Source organism: Paracoccus sp. Arc7-R13, assembly GCF_004010775.1.
Classification (GTDB): Bacteria; Pseudomonadota; Alphaproteobacteria; order Rhodobacterales; family Rhodobacteraceae; genus Paracoccus; species Paracoccus marcusii.
On sequence record NZ_CP034814.1, the window covers coordinates 63,043 to 79,259 of the forward strand.

Annotated in this window: 15 protein-coding genes; 3 read left to right on the forward strand and 12 right to left on the reverse strand. The window is 58.5% G+C overall.

Going from position 1 to position 16,217, the window contains the following annotated elements; genetic code table 11:
- Positions 1–126 precede the first annotated feature (126 nt).
- Positions 127–1,119 carry a zinc-dependent alcohol dehydrogenase family protein gene (locus EOJ32_RS18995; protein ID WP_127899900.1) on the reverse strand — a complete coding sequence of 331 codons (993 nt, stop codon included), beginning with the start codon at positions 1,117–1,119 and terminating at the stop codon, positions 127–129.
- A gap of 140 nt (positions 1,120–1,259) precedes the next feature.
- On the opposite strand from EOJ32_RS18995, the gene EOJ32_RS19000 reads away from it, so the two are divergent.
- The gene (locus tag EOJ32_RS19000; protein WP_164871512.1) at positions 1,260–1,634 is read left to right on the forward strand and encodes a helix-turn-helix domain-containing protein; all 375 of its coding nucleotides are present in this window, start codon (positions 1,260–1,262) and stop codon (positions 1,632–1,634) included.
- 84 nt (positions 1,635–1,718) lie between these two features.
- A complete protein-coding gene (locus EOJ32_RS19005) occupies positions 1,719–2,540 on the forward strand; it encodes a zinc-dependent alcohol dehydrogenase family protein (RefSeq protein ID WP_127899901.1) in 822 nt (273 codons plus the stop codon).
- On the opposite strand, the gene EOJ32_RS19010 is transcribed toward EOJ32_RS19005, so the two are convergent.
- The 3 genes from EOJ32_RS19010 to EOJ32_RS19020 form a co-directional block, all read right to left on the reverse strand.
- Positions 2,523–4,088, reverse strand: a complete 1,566-nt coding sequence (locus tag EOJ32_RS19010) for an IS66 family transposase (protein ID WP_127899069.1) — start codon at positions 4,086–4,088, stop codon at positions 2,523–2,525. The genes EOJ32_RS19005 and EOJ32_RS19010 overlap by 18 nt on opposite strands.
- Before the next feature lie 69 nt (positions 4,089–4,157).
- The gene (gene tnpB / locus EOJ32_RS19015) at positions 4,158–4,514 is read right to left on the reverse strand and encodes an IS66 family insertion sequence element accessory protein TnpB (protein ID WP_071209476.1); all 357 of its coding nucleotides are present in this window, start codon (positions 4,512–4,514) and stop codon (positions 4,158–4,160) included.
- A complete protein-coding gene (locus EOJ32_RS19020; RefSeq protein ID WP_205963144.1) occupies positions 4,511–4,930 on the reverse strand; it encodes a transposase in 420 nt (139 codons plus the stop codon). Before EOJ32_RS19020 ends, tnpB begins: the two co-directional genes overlap by 4 nt.
- Positions 4,931–4,980: 50 nt before the next feature.
- Between EOJ32_RS19020 and EOJ32_RS19025 the strand changes: the two genes are divergently transcribed.
- A complete protein-coding gene (locus EOJ32_RS19025; protein WP_127899902.1) occupies positions 4,981–5,271 on the forward strand; it encodes a zinc-binding dehydrogenase in 291 nt (96 codons plus the stop codon).
- A gap of 222 nt (positions 5,272–5,493) precedes the next feature.
- Here EOJ32_RS19025 and EOJ32_RS19030 read toward each other — a convergent pair whose 3' ends face one another.
- The 8 genes from EOJ32_RS19030 to EOJ32_RS19065 all read right to left on the reverse strand — a co-directional run bounded on the left by EOJ32_RS19030 (position 5,494) and on the right by EOJ32_RS19065 (position 16,199).
- Positions 5,494–6,999, reverse strand: coding sequence for an RNA-directed DNA polymerase (locus tag EOJ32_RS19030; protein WP_127899903.1), 1,506 nt, complete (start codon positions 6,997–6,999; stop codon positions 5,494–5,496).
- Positions 7,000–7,306: 307 nt separating this feature from the next.
- The gene (locus tag EOJ32_RS19035) at positions 7,307–8,635 is read right to left on the reverse strand and encodes an IS1182 family transposase (protein ID WP_371706331.1); all 1,329 of its coding nucleotides are present in this window, start codon (positions 8,633–8,635) and stop codon (positions 7,307–7,309) included.
- A 343-nt stretch (positions 8,636–8,978) separates the two neighbouring features.
- Complete coding sequence (gene aldA, locus EOJ32_RS19040; RefSeq protein ID WP_127899904.1) at positions 8,979–10,451, reverse strand: aldehyde dehydrogenase; 1,473 nt, start codon at positions 10,449–10,451, stop codon at positions 8,979–8,981.
- A 141-nt stretch (positions 10,452–10,592) separates the two neighbouring features.
- Positions 10,593–11,552, reverse strand: a complete 960-nt coding sequence (locus tag EOJ32_RS19045) for a helix-turn-helix domain-containing protein (protein ID WP_164871514.1) — start codon at positions 11,550–11,552, stop codon at positions 10,593–10,595.
- A gap of 78 nt (positions 11,553–11,630) precedes the next feature.
- Positions 11,631–12,041, reverse strand: a complete 411-nt coding sequence (locus EOJ32_RS19050; protein WP_127899906.1) for a hypothetical protein — start codon at positions 12,039–12,041, stop codon at positions 11,631–11,633.
- A 23-nt stretch (positions 12,042–12,064) separates the two neighbouring features.
- A complete protein-coding gene (locus EOJ32_RS19055; RefSeq protein ID WP_164871515.1) occupies positions 12,065–12,571 on the reverse strand; it encodes a ubiquinol-cytochrome c reductase iron-sulfur subunit in 507 nt (168 codons plus the stop codon).
- Positions 12,572–12,755: 184 nt separating this feature from the next.
- Entirely contained in the window at positions 12,756–14,546 is a 1,791-nt protein-coding gene (locus EOJ32_RS19060; protein WP_127899908.1) for a PQQ-dependent dehydrogenase, methanol/ethanol family, read from the reverse strand.
- Positions 14,547–15,737: 1,191 nt separating this feature from the next.
- Positions 15,738–16,199: a hypothetical protein gene (locus EOJ32_RS19065; protein ID WP_127899909.1), complete on the reverse strand. Its 462-nt coding sequence runs from the start codon at positions 16,197–16,199 to the stop codon at positions 15,738–15,740.
- Positions 16,200–16,217: the final 18 nt, after the last annotated feature.

Here is a 16,217-nt window from a genome sequence, read left to right on the forward strand (position 1 = left end):
AACAGCCCGGTCTGCTCCAGATCGGGCTGTCTTCGTGCAGCCAAGGAAGTTCCAAAAACGCGCAAGCGGCACAGACCATTGTAGACGGTCAACCCCTCACCGCCTGACGCGATGAGGGGCAATATGTCAGTTTACACGAACGACGATCTTTCCAACCTGTTCGTTGCTTTCCAGGAAGCGTGTCGCGTCTTGGATCTCATCGAAGTCGAACGTGCGGGATATCAGTGGGACCAAGGCACCAGACCGCAGACCGTCGTTGATGAATGATTTCGCCCGTTCGAGCGTCGCATCGTCAGAGACGATTTCGGTGTAGAGATAGCCTTTCAGCGTCAGGCTTTTCCCAAGCACGGCGAACTGGGGGAATGGCCCTTCGGTAGGGCTGAGCGCCCCGTATTCCAGAAGAATTCCGCCAACACTCATGCACTCTGCCAGCTGTGCGATGGCTGGCCCGCCGATCGGATCGAAGACGACGCGCGCCCCTTTTCCCTCTGTGATGGCACTGACCTGTGTGGGCAGGTCTTCTTCGGCTGTTGCGATGACGTGATGTGCACCGGCGCTGCGAAGTGCGTCCGCCTTTGCACTGGTACGGGTCGTCGCAATCACGTGGGCACCCACGCTGCGGGCGACCTGGATCGCCGCGATCCCCACGCTGCTCGATGCGGCCGAAACGATCACGAACTCACCGGCAGAAAGCTTTGCCTGTTCAACAAGCGCACCCCAAGCCGTGACATACTGCATCCAGGACGCGGCAGCTTGCTCAAAAGTCAGGTTCTCGGGATGCCGAACGACATGGCGAGCCGGAACATTGATGATTTCACCGTAAGTACCCCATTGGGCCATGTTCAGGGTCGGGATCACACTGACGATATCGCCGACGGCGAAATCCTTGACGTCGCTGCCGAGCGCTTTGACGGTTCCTGCAGCCTCATATCCCAACTGTGACGGGAACTCCGCTTCCTGAAGATAGGCATTTCGTCTGAACATGACTTCGGCCCGGTTCAGGCCGATGGCACGAACGTCGATCTGCACCTCATCGGCAGCCGGTGACGAAACCTCGATATCGTCGATCCGCAGCACGTCAGGTTCGCCGTATTCGTGAAAGCGCACCACTCTGGTCATACCTTGTTCTCCTTGCATGTCTTCTCTCACGCACCCCATTGGGGGCGTCGCTCACATGCATTTGGCAAGTAGGGGCCTGATTGAAAATAGGGTAATAAACGTCATATAGTGCCAAATAGTATACTGTGGATGATGCATTGATGAACAAGGATCGAAACTACGACGAGGTGCCGGGCTGCACGATGTATGCCGCCCTCAACCTCATCAGCGGGAAGTGGAAGGGGATGATCCTTTATCACCTGATGAAGGGCACCCTGCGCTTCAACGCTTTGAAACGAGAACTTGGGGATTGCTCGCAGCGCCTTCTGATCAAGCAGCTCAGGGAGCTGGAAGACGATGGTCTTGTGACGCGCAGGGTGTTCGCTGTCGTCCCGCCGAAGGTGGAATATTCCATCACCGAAGAGGGCAAGACGCTCGCGCCAATTCTGCTCGGCTTGAGGGAGTGGGGGCATGGCTGGCTCACTAGACGGAACTTGGTGGCGCGCGACGACCACCTGGCGGAAGACATTCGCTGAGCGGCCTTGGTTTCCGTTGGTTGCGGTTTCCACAGCGCGCAGCCTTTGTCAGATTGCCCGCAGGACAGGTGCAGGGAAAAAGTCATGGCTTCTGCGAAGACTGATGATCGTGTTGTGCGCGTTCATGCAATCGGTGGCCCTGATGTGCTGCGCATCGACCGCATTCCGGTGCTCCCGCCCGGTCCTGGCGAGGTCGGAATTCAGGTGCATGCCATCGGGCTGAACCGGGCCGACGTCATGTTTCGCCGCAACACCTATATCGAGAAACCCGTGCTTCCGTCCCGTCTCGGTTTCGAGGCCGTGGGCACGGTAACGGCTCTTGGCGAGGGTGTTGAAGGGTTTTGCATCGGCCAGCGGGTCAGTGTTGTTCCCGGTGCGCCGCTTGGAGCACATGGCGTATGCGCCGATTGGGTCAATGTCCCAGTTGCGCGGGTCATATCCTGTCCCGAAGGCTTGAGTGACGTTCAGGCTGCTGCGCTATGGATGTCCTATGGGACGCCCTATGGCGCGCTGATCGAAGTCTGCCGTATCGGCAAAGGCCAGGTCGTGCTGATCACCGCCGCGAACAGCACCGTTGGACTGGCGGCAATACAGATCGTCCGCGCGGCCGGGGCGATCCCGATTTGCACCGTGCTGACCGAAAGCCTGCGCCGACCGGTAGTGGAGGCGGGTGCGGAGGCGGTGATTGTCATGGAAAGCGAAGACCTCGCCCGAGGACTGGCGGCGGCGGCGCCGAATGGGTTGGACGCCGCCTTTGATGCGGTCGGGGGTCCGCATGTTGCCGATATTGCCGAGGCGACCCGTCCACGCGGCACCATTGTCATCCATGGCGCGCTCAGCAATGAGCCGACCCCTTTCCCGCTGAAACGTAAGCGCGACGTCGCGGCCCTATGCGGTGAGGCTTGACGGCTGTGCGTGCCGCCAGGGCATGAGGTCTTCGATGCGGGATTTGGGGTGTCCGTCGAGGATGGCGCGGAGGGTGTCGGCGAGATAGTCGACGGGGTTCACGCCGGCCATTTTGCAGGTGGCGACGAGCGAGGCGAGCATGGCCCAGTTCTCGGCGCCGACCTCGTTGCCGGCGAAGAGGGCGTTCTTGCGGGTCAGCGCGATCGGACGGATCTGGTTTTCGACCGGGTTGGTGTCGAGCTCGAGGGTGCCGTCGTCGAGGAAGCGGATCAGGCCGGGCCAATGCGCGAGGGTATAGCGGATATCCTCGGCCAGAAGGGATTTCTGCGGGATGCGCGACAGCTGAGTTCCAAGCCAGGGCTTGAGCGCGGCGATGATCGGGGCGGCCTGGGCGCTCCGGACGGCGAGACGGTCGGCGGGAGCCTGGCCGCGCACGGTCTTCTCGATCTGATACAGCAATGCGATCTGGCGCAGCATCTCCCCGGCGATGGGCGAGCCCTCGCTTTCAAAGCGCTTCACGAAGCGACGGCGGACATGGGTCCAGCAATTGACCAACTGCCACGGCCCCTCATCGCGCGTGATCTCGGTCAGCGCGTTGTAGGACTGGTAGGCGTCACATTGCAGGAACCGGCCGCGGTATCCGGCGAGGAACTTTAGCGGATGCTCCCGTCCTCGGCCGGGGGCGTAGTGGAACAGCACGATGGGCGGACCGACACCGCCATGGCCGCGATCGTCGGACACGACGGCCCAGAAGTAGCCGCTCTTGGTAGCCTTCCGGCCCGGATCGAGCACCGGCGCGCGGGTCTCGTCCACGAAGATCCGGTCGGCGCTGCGCAGATGAGCCTTCATGTGGTCGATGACAGGCATCAGGTGGAAGCAGGCGCGCCCCGTCCAGTTGCCGAGTGTGCCACGGTCGAGGTGGAGACCTTGCCGCTCGAAGATCCCCGCTTGGCGGTAGAACGGAAGGTGGTCGCCGAACTTCGAGACGATGATCCACGCGATCAGCCGTTCGGTCGGCAGCCCGCCAGGGACGACATGCTCAGGGGCATGCGCCTGCACGACGGCCTGCGAGCAGCGGCGACAGGCGTATCTCGGGCGCCGCGTCACCAGCACCTGGAACTGCGCCGGGATTACGTCGAGCCGCTCGGATATATCTTCCCCGATCCGGGCCATCTCACCGCAGCCGCAGGGGCATTGGATGCTGGCGGGCTCGATCACGCGCTCGACCCTGGGCAGGTGCGCCGGCAGATGCCCGCGGTTGCGCGCGGGCTTGCGAGGTTCTTCCCCGCGCGTTTGGGCAAGCGCGGCCTCTGCCTTTTCCTGCGCGGCCGCGAGGACGCCTTGGGCCAGTTCGGCATCCTCGAGCGGCAGATTGAACTGGTCGGGTGACAGCTTCTCGGAACTCTTGCCGAAGCGCTCGCGCTGCGATGCCCGCAGGATGCCCTCCAGCCGACGATTGGCCTCCTGCACCTCCACGAGCGCCGCCTCGACCTCGGTCAGGCGGGCCTTCAGATGAGCGTTCTCACGGCTGAGGGCATCGGCATCCATGCCTCGGAGTGAATCACGCAAACGCGGTTCTGGCTAGCAAAAACAGGGAATTCCCGTGCGTCCGCCCGCTCACCCTGCGACCAGCGGACGCCGCGCCCGTTCCGGCCGCACCAGCCGCCAATCCAACCCTTCGAACAGAGCCGCCAGCTGCGCCGAGGAGATCCGCATCACTCCGTCCCGCATCTGCGGCCAGACGAACTTGCCTCCCTCAAGGCGCTTGTGAACGAGCACCATTCCGGTCTGATCCCAAACCAGCAGCTTGATCCTGTCCGCCCGTTTCGAGCGGAAGACGAAGACCGCCCCACAGAATGGATCGAGCCCGGACATCTCCTGCACCGCCAGCGCGAGGCCATCGATCCCCTTGCGGAAGTCCACCGGGCGCGTCGCCACATAGACCTTTGTTGGCCCTCCCTGACCGAGCATCATGATGTCGCCGTCCGCGCCGCCCGGATGGACCTGGTCAGCAGGATCTCATCGGCGTCGGCCCCGACGCGGATCACGACATCGCCGACAACGATCTCCACGCCGGTGGCGACCTCCGTCTCTGCCGGCATCGCCGCTGCGGGACCCTCGACGACCAACTCTGCAAACATCGGCAGGGCCGCCACGCTCTCGGGCACGACAAGCTGCCCCGTCCGCAACTTCTTCCGCCAGTCGTAGACCTGCCAGCGCGTCGTCCCGTGCTGCCGCGCGACATCCGTTACCGAGGCCCCCGGCACCAGGCTCTCCGCAGCGACCCGCGCCCGCTCCGCCTTCGTGCGCCGCCGACGCCCGCTCGGCCCCTCGATCACCTCTAGCCGAGAAACCCTGCCGTCCCCTGGGCCGTCCAAATGGACGCCCACTTTGCCGTCTCGTTCCAAACCAACACCTCCAACGCTCATGCGTACAGAAAATGGCCCGGTCAGATCAGAAGCGGCAGGAGGGGGGCCGCGTCGCGCTTACGCTGAAACTGGCTCTCCGAAAGAACCTCTCTTTGCGCGGCTATTACTATACCGAGGTCATGGATGATCCCGCTGCACTGTCTCGGGCGCAAAGCTTCCTTGCCGATGGCATCACAGCAGGGGTCATTGCCCCGCAGATTGATCGTACCTTCATGCTGGATGAGATCGCCGAGGCCCATGCGTATCTGGAAAGCGGTCAGCACTTGGGAAAGGTCGTGGTCCTGACACATTCGACGCCTTGAGCGGCAGCTTCGTCCCGCATAGCAGACGGTCCAGGGTGACGGGCGAGCGGCAGCTATGCGGGACCTTCCGGCCCTTCGCTGCGCTGGCAGCATGGTCGGGCCCCAAAGTCCGCTATGCGCAGGAGGTTGACTTTGGGGTATTCAGCGGATGGATCGCACGAAAAGCACGGTCAGGGCTCAGTTGTAGCCGAGCAGTCCAAGGTGGCCCGCCAGAATCTACATCTATGAGAACTCGGCGTATTCGCGGAAAAGTGCAAGCTCTTCGATGGCGGGAATTGGAGCGAGATCTTCTGGCTTGCTCACCACAATCTTCGATACATCAAGCGCTTGGACCAAAGACTGATTGTCGATCCAATCATTGTTCCAGAGCCGACCACCCTGACCATTCACAATCTGACAAATTGGTTCAGAACTGTCGAACGTTAGTCCGACACCTTTAGCTTTAGTCACGCGCTGAAGCCAAACCTCAAGATGCCCATTGTGGGGTATCCGCTGCATTTTATCGGTTACTTTCTTCCACATTATCGGCCGATCTTGCTCTGGGGCGAAAGAAATCAGCTTAGCAAGAATTCCCGATAGTGCCGGAAATGCACCAGGTGAAACAACTGCAATATCGCACACTATAGCCACTTGTACTGATAGATCGTCTGGAGCATCAGCGACCTTTGAAATTTTCTGAAAAGCGCTGTCAGCTAACCGTTTTATGGCACCAGTGTTTGGGTATTGGCGAGCAAATGTGTGAAGACGTAGGAGCTGCTTTTGAATAGACTTCGCTTGCGTGATGTCCATATCTGCAAGTTGAATTCCCGCCAGCTTCTCAGGCTTGATAGCTCCTTCTACAATATTTGTACTTACGGAGGTCTTTGCAGCTCCAAGCTGCATCCCGACCTTTCTGAGGCAGTCGCTAATTACCCTAACAATCTTTGCTGCAAGTTGATCGTTCTGTGTAAAAATACTGTAGTCGTCGCGGTATCGTAAGATGTAGAAGTTTTCAAATCCTCGCAGCTCTTCAGTGATCATATGGTCGACGTATGCTAACACTAGCTCAGCTATTATATCCATTAGAACGGAACCCTGCGTGATTCCGTTTGTTTGCCCGTAGCGGCTATTCCTAATATGAAAATCTATTTTGTTACCAAAAAGACTCTTGTCAGTTTGGTTTTTCTTGGCAGCTTCATAACCATGAAGAGCCCAAGCTATACTATGCGTATATAGAGAACCGTAGCAGTTAGAGACGTCGGTTTTTAATAGATGCGTATACTCTAACGATAGCTCTAGCGATCTCTGTTCGTAGCGCAGCCACCAGTTCCGTACCTGAACCGCGTCATGTTTTTCACTACCGTCCGACGCCATCGGAAAGCTAGTGCATTCCACTACACCTGTATGCAATTCGTTCAAACGATCTTGGAGTAGTTTCCAGTTCGATTCCTCGCAGATTATCTGTACCAGCGTCATGTAGATCGCTGGATGAATAAGCTCAAACGGTCGCCACGCAAACCTTCCGTCTTTCGTACTTAGGAGCTCATAGTTGACGCCTACCATATCGACAGCGCGCTCAGGCTTAGCCTTTTGAAAATCGGTGTAAGGTTTGCCTGCCATGGCTGCTGCCACGTCTTTCAGTACTGCATCAAAACTAATATATGGCGGAAAGTCAGACCTAAAATAACAATCAGCTTTCTCAAGGTATGCCTTCGCCGTCGCAGCATCTAAGTCAATAATCCGGGTCATGAGTCTTTTCCGAAATGTCCCAATAGAAATGCCTTCATCTCTACGTATCATCGTAGTCTGATATTGCACCTAGTGCTGGCAAAAATTCCTTATACTGTAAGAATTTTTGCCAATCCTGCTCGCTTCGAAGCCTGGTTTTGGACTGGGAGGAGCCTGTCGCACCTGTAGCATCCCTATCCGCATCAACGTCGCCTGAGGGCTTAGGCTGTGTGGAAACGTCAGCGCGTGTCAGCATCCAAGGGCATTAAGCGCGAAGATCTAGCTCGCGTTTGCTGAATTGCAGACAGACCACAAGGAGCGGCGCCTTTCAGGCCTTCAGAGCGCTCATCAACCCTTGGACCCCGATCAGAGCCACCATTCGCTTAAGATTGTAGGCGAGGACGTTCAGCGCGATCTCCGTTTTCACGTTCCTCAGCCATCGGGTCAGAAAGTGGGACGTGCCCATCCACGCCTTGATGGTGCCGAACGGGTGCTCGACCGTGCCTCGGCGGATGGTCATCGGTTCGGTCGGTCCGATCAGCCTCGCCCGCGCCGCCTCGACCAGATGCTCGTGCGCCCACCGCGTGATCCGGCGCTCCTTGCCGGTCGTGCATCGCGATTTCATCAGGCACGTGCCGCACTCGCTGGTCCAGTGGCGGCGGAGTTCCAAACCGTCTTCCTCGGTCGTGTAGCGATACGGTAGCGCTTCCCCTGCAGGACAACGATAGATATCCGCATCGGCCTCATAGGCGAAGTCCGCCTTCTCATACATGCCCTTGAGGCGGTTGCCCGACGTCTCGGGGCGCGGGATTGTCGTAGTGATGCCAGCCTCATGGCAGGCCAGGATCTGCCGCCCGCTGAAGTAGCCCTTGTCGGCCAGCACATGCATCTCGTCGCGACGAAGTGCATCCTTGGCCGCCTTTGCCATCGGCACCAGAAGATCACGGTCATGACCCTGGTTGGTGACTTCATGCGCGACGATCAGGTGGGTCTCGGTGTCGACGACAGTCTGGACATTGTAGCCGACCATTCCGCTGTTCCGGGCGCTGGTGGCCATGGCGCGGGCATCGGGATCGGTCAGCGATATCTGCCCATCCGGCGCATCGGCCAAGGCCCGACCCATGGCTTGCAGGTGTTGGATATGCTGCCGGACACGCCCGTAACGCTTGGCCAGATGCGCGACCTTCTCGGCCCGAACCTCACCCTCCTCCTGTCGATCGACCCGCACCATCTCCGCAATGTAGCGCTCGACGTCCGCCTCCAGGTGGGCGATGCGGCTGGCGATCTTGCCCTTGGTGAAGTTGCGGTCCCGGCTGTTAACGGCCCGGAACTTGCTCCCGTCGATGGCAACGCAGGAGCCCTTCAGCACGCCGATCCGGCGGCACAGCTCCACGAACTGAGCGACGCTGCAGCGGATGCCGGGGCCGTTGTCACGCCGGAAGTCGGCGATTGTCTTGTGATCCGGGACAAGGCGGCCGGTCAACCACATCAACTCGACGTTGCGCCCGGCTTCGCGTTCCAGCCTCCGGCTGGACGGGATCCGGTTCAGATAGCCGTAGATGAACAGCTTAAGCAGCACGGCAGGATGATAGGAGCTATCCGGGGTAGCGGAGTAGTGTGCAGAACGAAAAGACGGCCACCCTCGGTGTGGTATTATATTACCTCAATAATCCGTCTTATGTAACTTGAGGTGATCGCTTTGACACTTCTAAGCCCCATTGCAGATGGTCGGCCTTACTTCGGATGCAGCAGGTTCGAAGCCAGATAGGCGTTGATGATGTGACCGCCCCCCGCCGGCATCGGTGTGCCAAAGTGGGTCTGCAACAATCCACAAAGGGGAGCGGTCACATCATCAACGCCGAGAAAACCCAGCCATTGTCCGGGTGCCGCTTAGGGGCGACCCCAGTTCGTCCGCAAAACATGGAGCAACCGAACTGTGATGAAACGGCGGTCTTTGACGTCAGATGGTTCCTCCTAGGAAAATTACGATGTCCGACCTGTTAGCCCTTAATATAAACTACATGGGTCGTGGTGAATTCATACAACCCGTGCTTACCGTCGGCACCGCCGATGCCAGACTTGCGGCGACCTGCGTGAAAGCCCTGCATGGCCTCAAAGTTTTCACGGTTGATGTAAGTTTCGCCGAATTTCAGCTCTCGTGCGGCTTGCATGGCGGCATTCAGGTTCGAGGTATAGACAGAGGAGGTCAGCCCATAGTCGCTGTCATTGGCTAGTGCGATTGCCTCATCCAAACTGTCAACGATCTGGATCGGCAGCACCGGGCCGAACGTCTCGTGACGCATGATGTCCATATCGGCGGTGGCTCCGGTGATCAGCGTGGGCTGATAATGCCAGCCCTGCCCCAGATCGGCGCGTGCGCCACCGGTCACGACGGTCGCGCCCTGTTCCCGTGCCAAATCGACCGCGTCTGCCACCTTGTCCAATCCCGCCTGATTGACCAGAGGACCCATGTGCAAATCATCATCGACCGAAGGGTCGCCAAAGCGGGTGTCGTTAAACAGCCCCGTCAGCTTTGCGACCAGCGCGTCATGCGCACCACGCTGGACGTAAACCCGTTCGGCGCAATTGCAGACCTGCCCGGTATTGATCACCCGGCTGGCATGGATCGCTGTTGCAGCCAGATCCAGATCGGCGTCGTTTAGCACAATTGCCGGGGCCTTGCCGCCAAGTTCGAGGTTCACCTTGGTCAGGTTCTTGCCCGCCACCTGCATGATATGCGAGCCAGTGGCGACGCTCCCGGTGAAAGTGATCAAGTCGATGCCGGGATGTGAAATCAATGCCTCACCGGCCTCGCGCCCGCGCCCGCCGACAAGGTTGAAGACGCCCTTGGGCAGATCGGTCTGTGCCAGCAATTCGGTGAACATATACGCGTTCAGCGGGGTCTCTTCACTGGGTTTGATGACGATGGTATTGCCCGTCACCAACGCCGGTGCCATCTTGCGTGCGATCAGGAAAAACGGGAAATTCCACGGCAGCACGCCCGCGACCACGCCCAAGGGCTTGCGCAATAGCAGCATAGTTTCATTGGGGCGGTCGCTGGTCAGCACCTCGCCTTCAATCCGGCGAGCCCATTCAGCCATGTAGTCGATATAGTCGGCAGTGAAATCGACCTCGACCTGTGCAAGACCGCGAACTTTTCCCTGTTCGCGGACGATCATATCGGCCAGTTCAACGCGGTTTTCGCGTAGCTTAGCCGAGATTTGTCGCAGATAGTTCGCCCGTTCGATAGCAGGCAGCTTCTCCCACGGGCCTTGCGCGGCACGAGCGGCCTTGACCGCCGCATCAACCTGATCTGCCCCGGTTTCAGGAATGCGGCCCAGGAAGGCGCCGGTGGCGGGGTTGAGCACGTCGATCATTGACGAACCATTCTCGACGAACGCGCCGTTAATATAGTTGCGGTAATCCTGCGGCTGATCGGTAACAAACTTTGCGGCGGCGCTGGTCTGCGACATGCTGAACTCCTCCTCTACGCATATCCCGGCGCCATCAGAGATGGCACCACAGCGCTATTGGACGAATACCTAACGCGTAGATCAATCAGCGGGCCGGTCGGCCACAGTAAAACCGGTTCATATCTGAGCCGGTTGCAGGGCTCAGTTCAGCTTGCGCCGGTCTAGCTGATGCTGGCGGAGCTTGCGCTTGATGGTAGCGTGGCTGATGCCAAGCCCGCGCGCGGTGGCGGTGACATTGCCGCGATTACGCACCAGCGCCCGGTTTAGAACGCCGCATTCCGCCTCGGCTAGCGTGTCGGACTGCATGTCGATCAGGTCGCCTGCCACAACACCGCGCGCGATGTCAGCACCCGTCAAACCCAGCACAAGACGCGCGCCCCGGCTGGCGCCGATGACGATATCATCGCGGTCCGCCGCTAGCAAAATCGCCCCCGACCGCGCCCGACCGGACAGTGACACGGTGCGCGCATGGGCAAAATTGTGGTGAAAGCTGTCAATTTCAATCTGGCGCGCAGCCTCGGCCACAGCGGACAGCAGCAGGCCACCTGGGGCGTAATCGCTGGCCACCCCATAGAAGGTGACATTGACCGCCCCTGCCAGATCGCCCTGATGATCAAAGACCGGCGCGGATGCACAGGTGATGGCCAGTGCACGGGCATAGAAATGCTGATCCTGCCGCACCAGCAATGAGCGTTGTTCGATCAGCGAGGTGCCGATGCCGTTGGTGCCGCTGTAAGCCTCGCTCCAATCGACGCCGCGACACAGGCCCCAGCTGTCTAGGTCGTCTTGATCGGCCTCATCCCCACCGCGATACAGCGGGATTCCGTTGGCGTTGCTGACCAACAGACAGGTGCCACGGGTACCAATATTACGCAGCAACCGTTTCAACGATGGCGCGGCGATGGCCAGCAGCGGCTCCATTGGTTCGGCCACCGCACGCAATTCTGTATCAGAGAGGCGGTTCAACGGCGGCGCATGTTCAGGTGCAAGCCGGTGCAGGGTCGCACATCGCTGCCATGAAGTCGCCAGCGGCGCGCGTGTCCCGTCACGCGCCGTCAGAACATTGCGCACATAATCTGCGTGCGACACTGCTGTCGTCATGATGCCCCCCTTCGGCCGCCGGTCCCTCCGCCGACAGCCTGGACCCGACGTTAACCAGTCAAGGCCGAAGTGCATAGATCAGTTTGTAGCATCATCCGGCTGTTGACAGACTGCCGCGTCATGAACGCTGCCGGATGCAAGGGTGACAACCAGCCGGCCTTCGTCCACGGTCAGCGCAGTGACGGGTTCATCGGCCTGATGGATCAGTTGCGTATTGCTACTCTCAGCCCCGATGCTCAGACAGTCGCTGCTGTAAAAGACCTGCGACTGATCGGCACCCTGAAACACCGCAACCGCACCTGTGCCGCATTCGGCCAGTGCCATCAGCTTGTCGGTGCCGTCATGCACAACGGTTTTCTCTAGTGGATCACCATGGATCCAATAGATTTTCTGCGTGGGCGCGCGAACGTAAAAACCGCCACCACAGGCCACGCCGATCAGCGGTTTATTGGCATAGACCGGGGCCGCCGCCACCAGGGCCAGTGCCACGGCGGGCCACCACCGACCGCCCATTACCGCCCCCCGCCAGGACGCGCGGTCAGCACATCGGCCACGACCAGGACGCCGCCCTCGACCTTCAGCGGCAGGGCGGGCAAGGGGCGATAGGCCGGGCCGCTAATTAGGACGCCGCCTGCCTTGGGGTCAAAGCGGCTCTGGTGGCAGGGGCAGACATATTGCATCGTCTTGGGATCCCATGAGGTGACGGGGCAGCCGTCGTGGGTACAAGCCGTGGAATAGGCGACGACGCCTTCGGCGGCTCGGGCCAAGGTGGTTTCGTCCAGTTCGGCAGAGTCCAGCCGGGTTAGCATCACTTGATTCAGCCGCGATCCATCGCGTGGGATCCCCGTCGCTGGATCGACCGGCAGGGCGATGATCTGCTTGGCGCCGAGCTTCAGATCGTCAACGGCCAGATGCGGACCGCGTTTGCTTTTCGACTGATAGGTCAAGAAATCGCCGGGCTGGGGCGGGCTGTTGCGGACAGCGTCCTCGGCTGATAGGGCGGGCGTGCCGCGCAGCATCACCTGTGCTGCGGCAAATGCGGCAACAGCGTGTCCGATGAAACTGCGCCGCGATCCAGTTGCCGCCAAACAGGCGCAGGAGCACGGAGTTGGGTTCTGGTCTTGGGTCATGTGTCTATCCGCTGGAAATCTCTGGCTGTGGAAACGAGGCGCCGACGAGAGCGGCACCCCGAAGGCTTGGAAATTAGATCTCATCCGGCAAAGCAAAGACCCAAATGGCACCGCCGACCGGAACGTCCTTGATCCATTCGCCGGACTCATCCTGTTCACCCAGGACCGAGTTAGTCCACTGCGCGTCGACGCCGTAGCCTGCCACGATGGCGATGTATTGCTTGCCATCGACCTCATAGGACACGGGCGGCGAAATCGCGGTCGAGTTCAGCGGGAATTCCCACAGCACATCACCAGATTCGGCGTCGAAGGCGCGCAGCTTGCGGTCGTTGGTGCCCGCATTGAAGACGATGCCGCCGCCCGTTGTCAGCACCGATCCCCAGTTCATCGTCTTGCCGAATTCATGGGTCCACGCGACCTCACGCGTGTTGACGTTCCATGCTTCCAGCTTGCCGACGCCTTTGGCCGGGTCGCGCAGATAGACCTCAAGCTCGGCCAGATCCATGCCGGCCCACCATTGGCCGGATGCAGGCTCGGTATCCTCATCCAGAAAACCCGTCCACTTATTGCAGACGTTGTCGTTGGCAGGGACATAAATCATGCCAGTGTCGGGGTTATACGCCTCATACGGATAATTTTTGCCGCCCCACAGGCTGGGGCAATAGGATGTCGTCTTGTCGGTCCGGGGGACGTGTTCCTCATTATAGGTCGGGCGCCCGGTTTCCGGGTCAAGCGAGGCGAAGGCGTCGTTATAAACGAAGGGCTTGCCCTCAAGATAGCCGATCTCGCCCGCGTCGTTGCGTTCCAGCCAATACATGTAGCCGTTGCGCTGCGCGCTGACCAAACCGGGGACGGTCTGCCCATCCTTTTCCAGATCGATCAGCAACGGCGCGCTCATCCCCGCCCAGTCCCAGCTGTCGTTCCAGTGGTACTGGTAGTGGCCGGTGATCTTGCCGGTGTCGGGGTCCATCGCAATGGATGACGCGACATAGAGGTTGTCGCCTGGACGTTGATCGCCCAGCCAGGGTGACCCGTTGCCGACACCCCAATACAGTTTGCGCGCCTTAGGGTCATAGTTGCCCGGCACCCACATGCTGCCGCCGCCGTATTTCCACGCATCCGGGCGTGGTCCTTCGGGAAGCCAAGTCTCGTGCCCCGGCTCTCCGGGGCCGGGCACGCTGTAGGTCCGCCAGACCTGTTCGCAATTGTCGGCGTCCGTGGCCTCAAGAAAACCGCGCACGCCGTATTCGCCTCCTGACGGGCCGACAAGGATCTTGCCATCAACCGGCATCGGCGCGGTGGTGATATAGGCGCCGATTTCCCAGTCGCCGATGGTCGCCTGACACAGCCGCTTTCCGGTTTTGGCGTCCAGCGCGTTCAGCGTGCCATCAAGCCCCGCCGCAAAGACGCGATCGCCCCACAGCGCAACGCCACGGCTGGTGTTGTGCATAACGCCCAGATCAGCAGGGTTATCATGTTCATAACGCCAGTAAAGGCTGCCGTTTTTGGCATCCAATGCCAGAACATGGTTATAGGGCGTAGACACAAACATCACACCGTCATTGACCATCGGCGGTGCCTGATGGCCACTGTCGAGACCCGTGGAATAGACCCAGACAGGTTTCAGTTGCGCCACGTTTTCCTTGGTGACCTGCTTCAACGCGCTATACATCCAGCCCTGATAATTGCCCTTGGGCAGCAGCCAGTCGGACGGGTCTGCCGCATCCAGACGTTCCTGCGTCACGGGGCTGTATTCGGCCATCGGGTTGTTGATGCGGGCGAGTTCTTGCGCGGCTGCAATGCTGCTTGTCAGTGCCAACGCAGCGACGCTGGATGCCAGCATCCGGGTGATCGGCGATCTCATTCTACTCTCCTCCTGAAAGACATGCCAAGGCCCCCCAGCCCGGCGTCTCCACCCCGCAAGACTGGAGTGAGACATAGGAACTCTGTTTTTTGAGTGATTCACTGTCAATAATCTTGAGAGATATCAGCATTGTCACCGGCTCAGATTTGAGCCGGTCAGGGGAACTTTCTTGAACAAATAAGTCGTTCTTATGCAACTTAGGAAAAATTTCACGAGAAGGTTGGACGGTTCAGTTTCGACGACCCTCAACGCGACCCGCTGCCAACGGCTTGTCTTTGCTAGATGTTCTATAGACCGATCCCCAGGATTCAGACCATTCTTCGCCGTTGTAGCGGAATGCCATGGAGGCCCCTCTACGCCAATGCAGAACAAGCTTGTCGCCATCGTGGAAACCGAGTTCTGTGTCAAACGCGTCAGGTTCGTTCAGATCGTGGAGTATACGGTCGACAAGAAGTTCGTGATCAAGCGCAGGCGGCATGAATGAGCCGACCATATGCAACTCCAGATCGTCTTGCTCCGGACTGGAGCGCCAGAGCTCCCAACGGGGAAAGCCAAGCGGCTTGTCTTCGGCGCAGGTACAAAACTTGGTACGTAAGCCTGACTGACACATAATTGGTCTCCTGAAATTGACACCACCGCAACTAAAACATTGGCTGCAGCGGAAGCTGATATGTTGTCAGCAAGTAGACTTTATAAATACCAAGATCAAAATTTACTTATCGCGTGCTGTCAAAATTTCTGACCCGAAGAGGTTTTCCTATAAAAATTATGCGGGCGCTTAACGAGAGTAGAATAACTCCAAACGGAATGAATAGAAATAATTCAGTTGAGAGCCCTGTATAAATAAAGAACGCGCCGAGGAGTGTTCCAATGATTCCGCGCATGGGCTTTTTCTGCCCTATATGATTTGAATGCATTACCAAAAAAATATTGGCCGGAATTCCAACAAGTAAAAAAATAGTAGCAGTTGATTAAGCAAGATCACGATAAGTCCACCGATTTTGATATTAATTTACAGTCTAGCATGATTCTTTAGGTATTGAATATATTATTTATTTAAAAAATACAAAAAATGCATTTTTTTTATTTCACTTATTGTTCTGCCGCTAGGCAATATAATATCGAATACTCAGAAAAAGGTAGTCTAACATACCCTATTTTTACTTTAATTTGTACGAACGGTTCGGCTGACTATTTCACAGCTTGCGGGAACTCCACACCGTGATCAGAGAGCTTTTTCTTTGCTGCAGTTACGGCCTCAGGTGAAAACCTTTCTGAAAATTCTACAACGACGTACTCGCCGGTAAACTCTGCTGAACCTGATCTAACCAATGCTTCGAAGCCTGGTGTCACATTCTTTTCCAGAGCCCAGTCAGTAAGCGTTTGAACTGCGCCCTTAGCAGCGATTTTTCTTCGCGTGTATGCGGCCGGCTGTTTGCGACCATGTTTTTCCCTTAGTGTCTGCTCATAGGCCGCCACAGCTTGCCAAAGCCGTTTTTCTACGGGATCGCTGACTTCTGGCGTCTCCAGCTCATACAGCCGTGCTCGGCAGGCTTGCGCAATACGGTCCTCGTTCAGCCTAACTGCGTTGGCCAGAAGCCGCCGAACTGAGGAGGCATCGGTCATGGTCTTTGGATCAAGCACCACTGTCATCTCCTACGTGCGCGTTTT

Bases quoted from the DNA above. Each gene is read 5' to 3' on its own strand.
- EOJ32_RS19030 (WP_127899903.1), bottom strand. From the start codon at position 6,999: ATGACCCGGATTATTGACTTAGATGCTGCGACGGCGAAGGCATACCTT.
- EOJ32_RS18995 (WP_127899900.1), bottom strand. From the start codon at position 1,119: ATGACCAGAGTGGTGCGCTTTCACGAATACGGCGAACCTGACGTGCTG.
- EOJ32_RS19010 (WP_127899069.1), bottom strand. From the start codon at position 4,088: ATGGATGCCGATGCCCTCAGCCGTGAGAACGCTCATCTGAAGGCCCGC.
- EOJ32_RS19055 (WP_164871515.1), bottom strand. From the start codon at position 12,571: ATGCTGCGCGGCACGCCCGCCCTATCAGCCGAGGACGCTGTCCGCAAC.
- EOJ32_RS19005 (WP_127899901.1), top strand. From the start codon at position 1,719: ATGGCTTCTGCGAAGACTGATGATCGTGTTGTGCGCGTTCATGCAATC.
- EOJ32_RS19045 (WP_164871514.1), bottom strand. From the start codon at position 11,552: ATGACGACAGCAGTGTCGCACGCAGATTATGTGCGCAATGTTCTGACG.
- tnpB (WP_071209476.1), bottom strand. From the start codon at position 4,514: ATGATGCTCGGTCAGGGAGGGCCAACAAAGGTCTATGTGGCGACGCGC.
- aldA (WP_127899904.1), bottom strand. From the start codon at position 10,451: ATGTCGCAGACCAGCGCCGCCGCAAAGTTTGTTACCGATCAGCCGCAG.
- EOJ32_RS19065 (WP_127899909.1), bottom strand. From the start codon at position 16,199: ATGACAGTGGTGCTTGATCCAAAGACCATGACCGATGCCTCCTCAGTT.
- EOJ32_RS19025 (WP_127899902.1), top strand. From the start codon at position 4,981: ATGGCCCGGTCAGATCAGAAGCGGCAGGAGGGGGGCCGCGTCGCGCTT.
- EOJ32_RS19000 (WP_164871512.1), top strand. From the start codon at position 1,260: ATGAACAAGGATCGAAACTACGACGAGGTGCCGGGCTGCACGATGTAT.
- EOJ32_RS19060 (WP_127899908.1), bottom strand. From the start codon at position 14,546: ATGAGATCGCCGATCACCCGGATGCTGGCATCCAGCGTCGCTGCGTTG.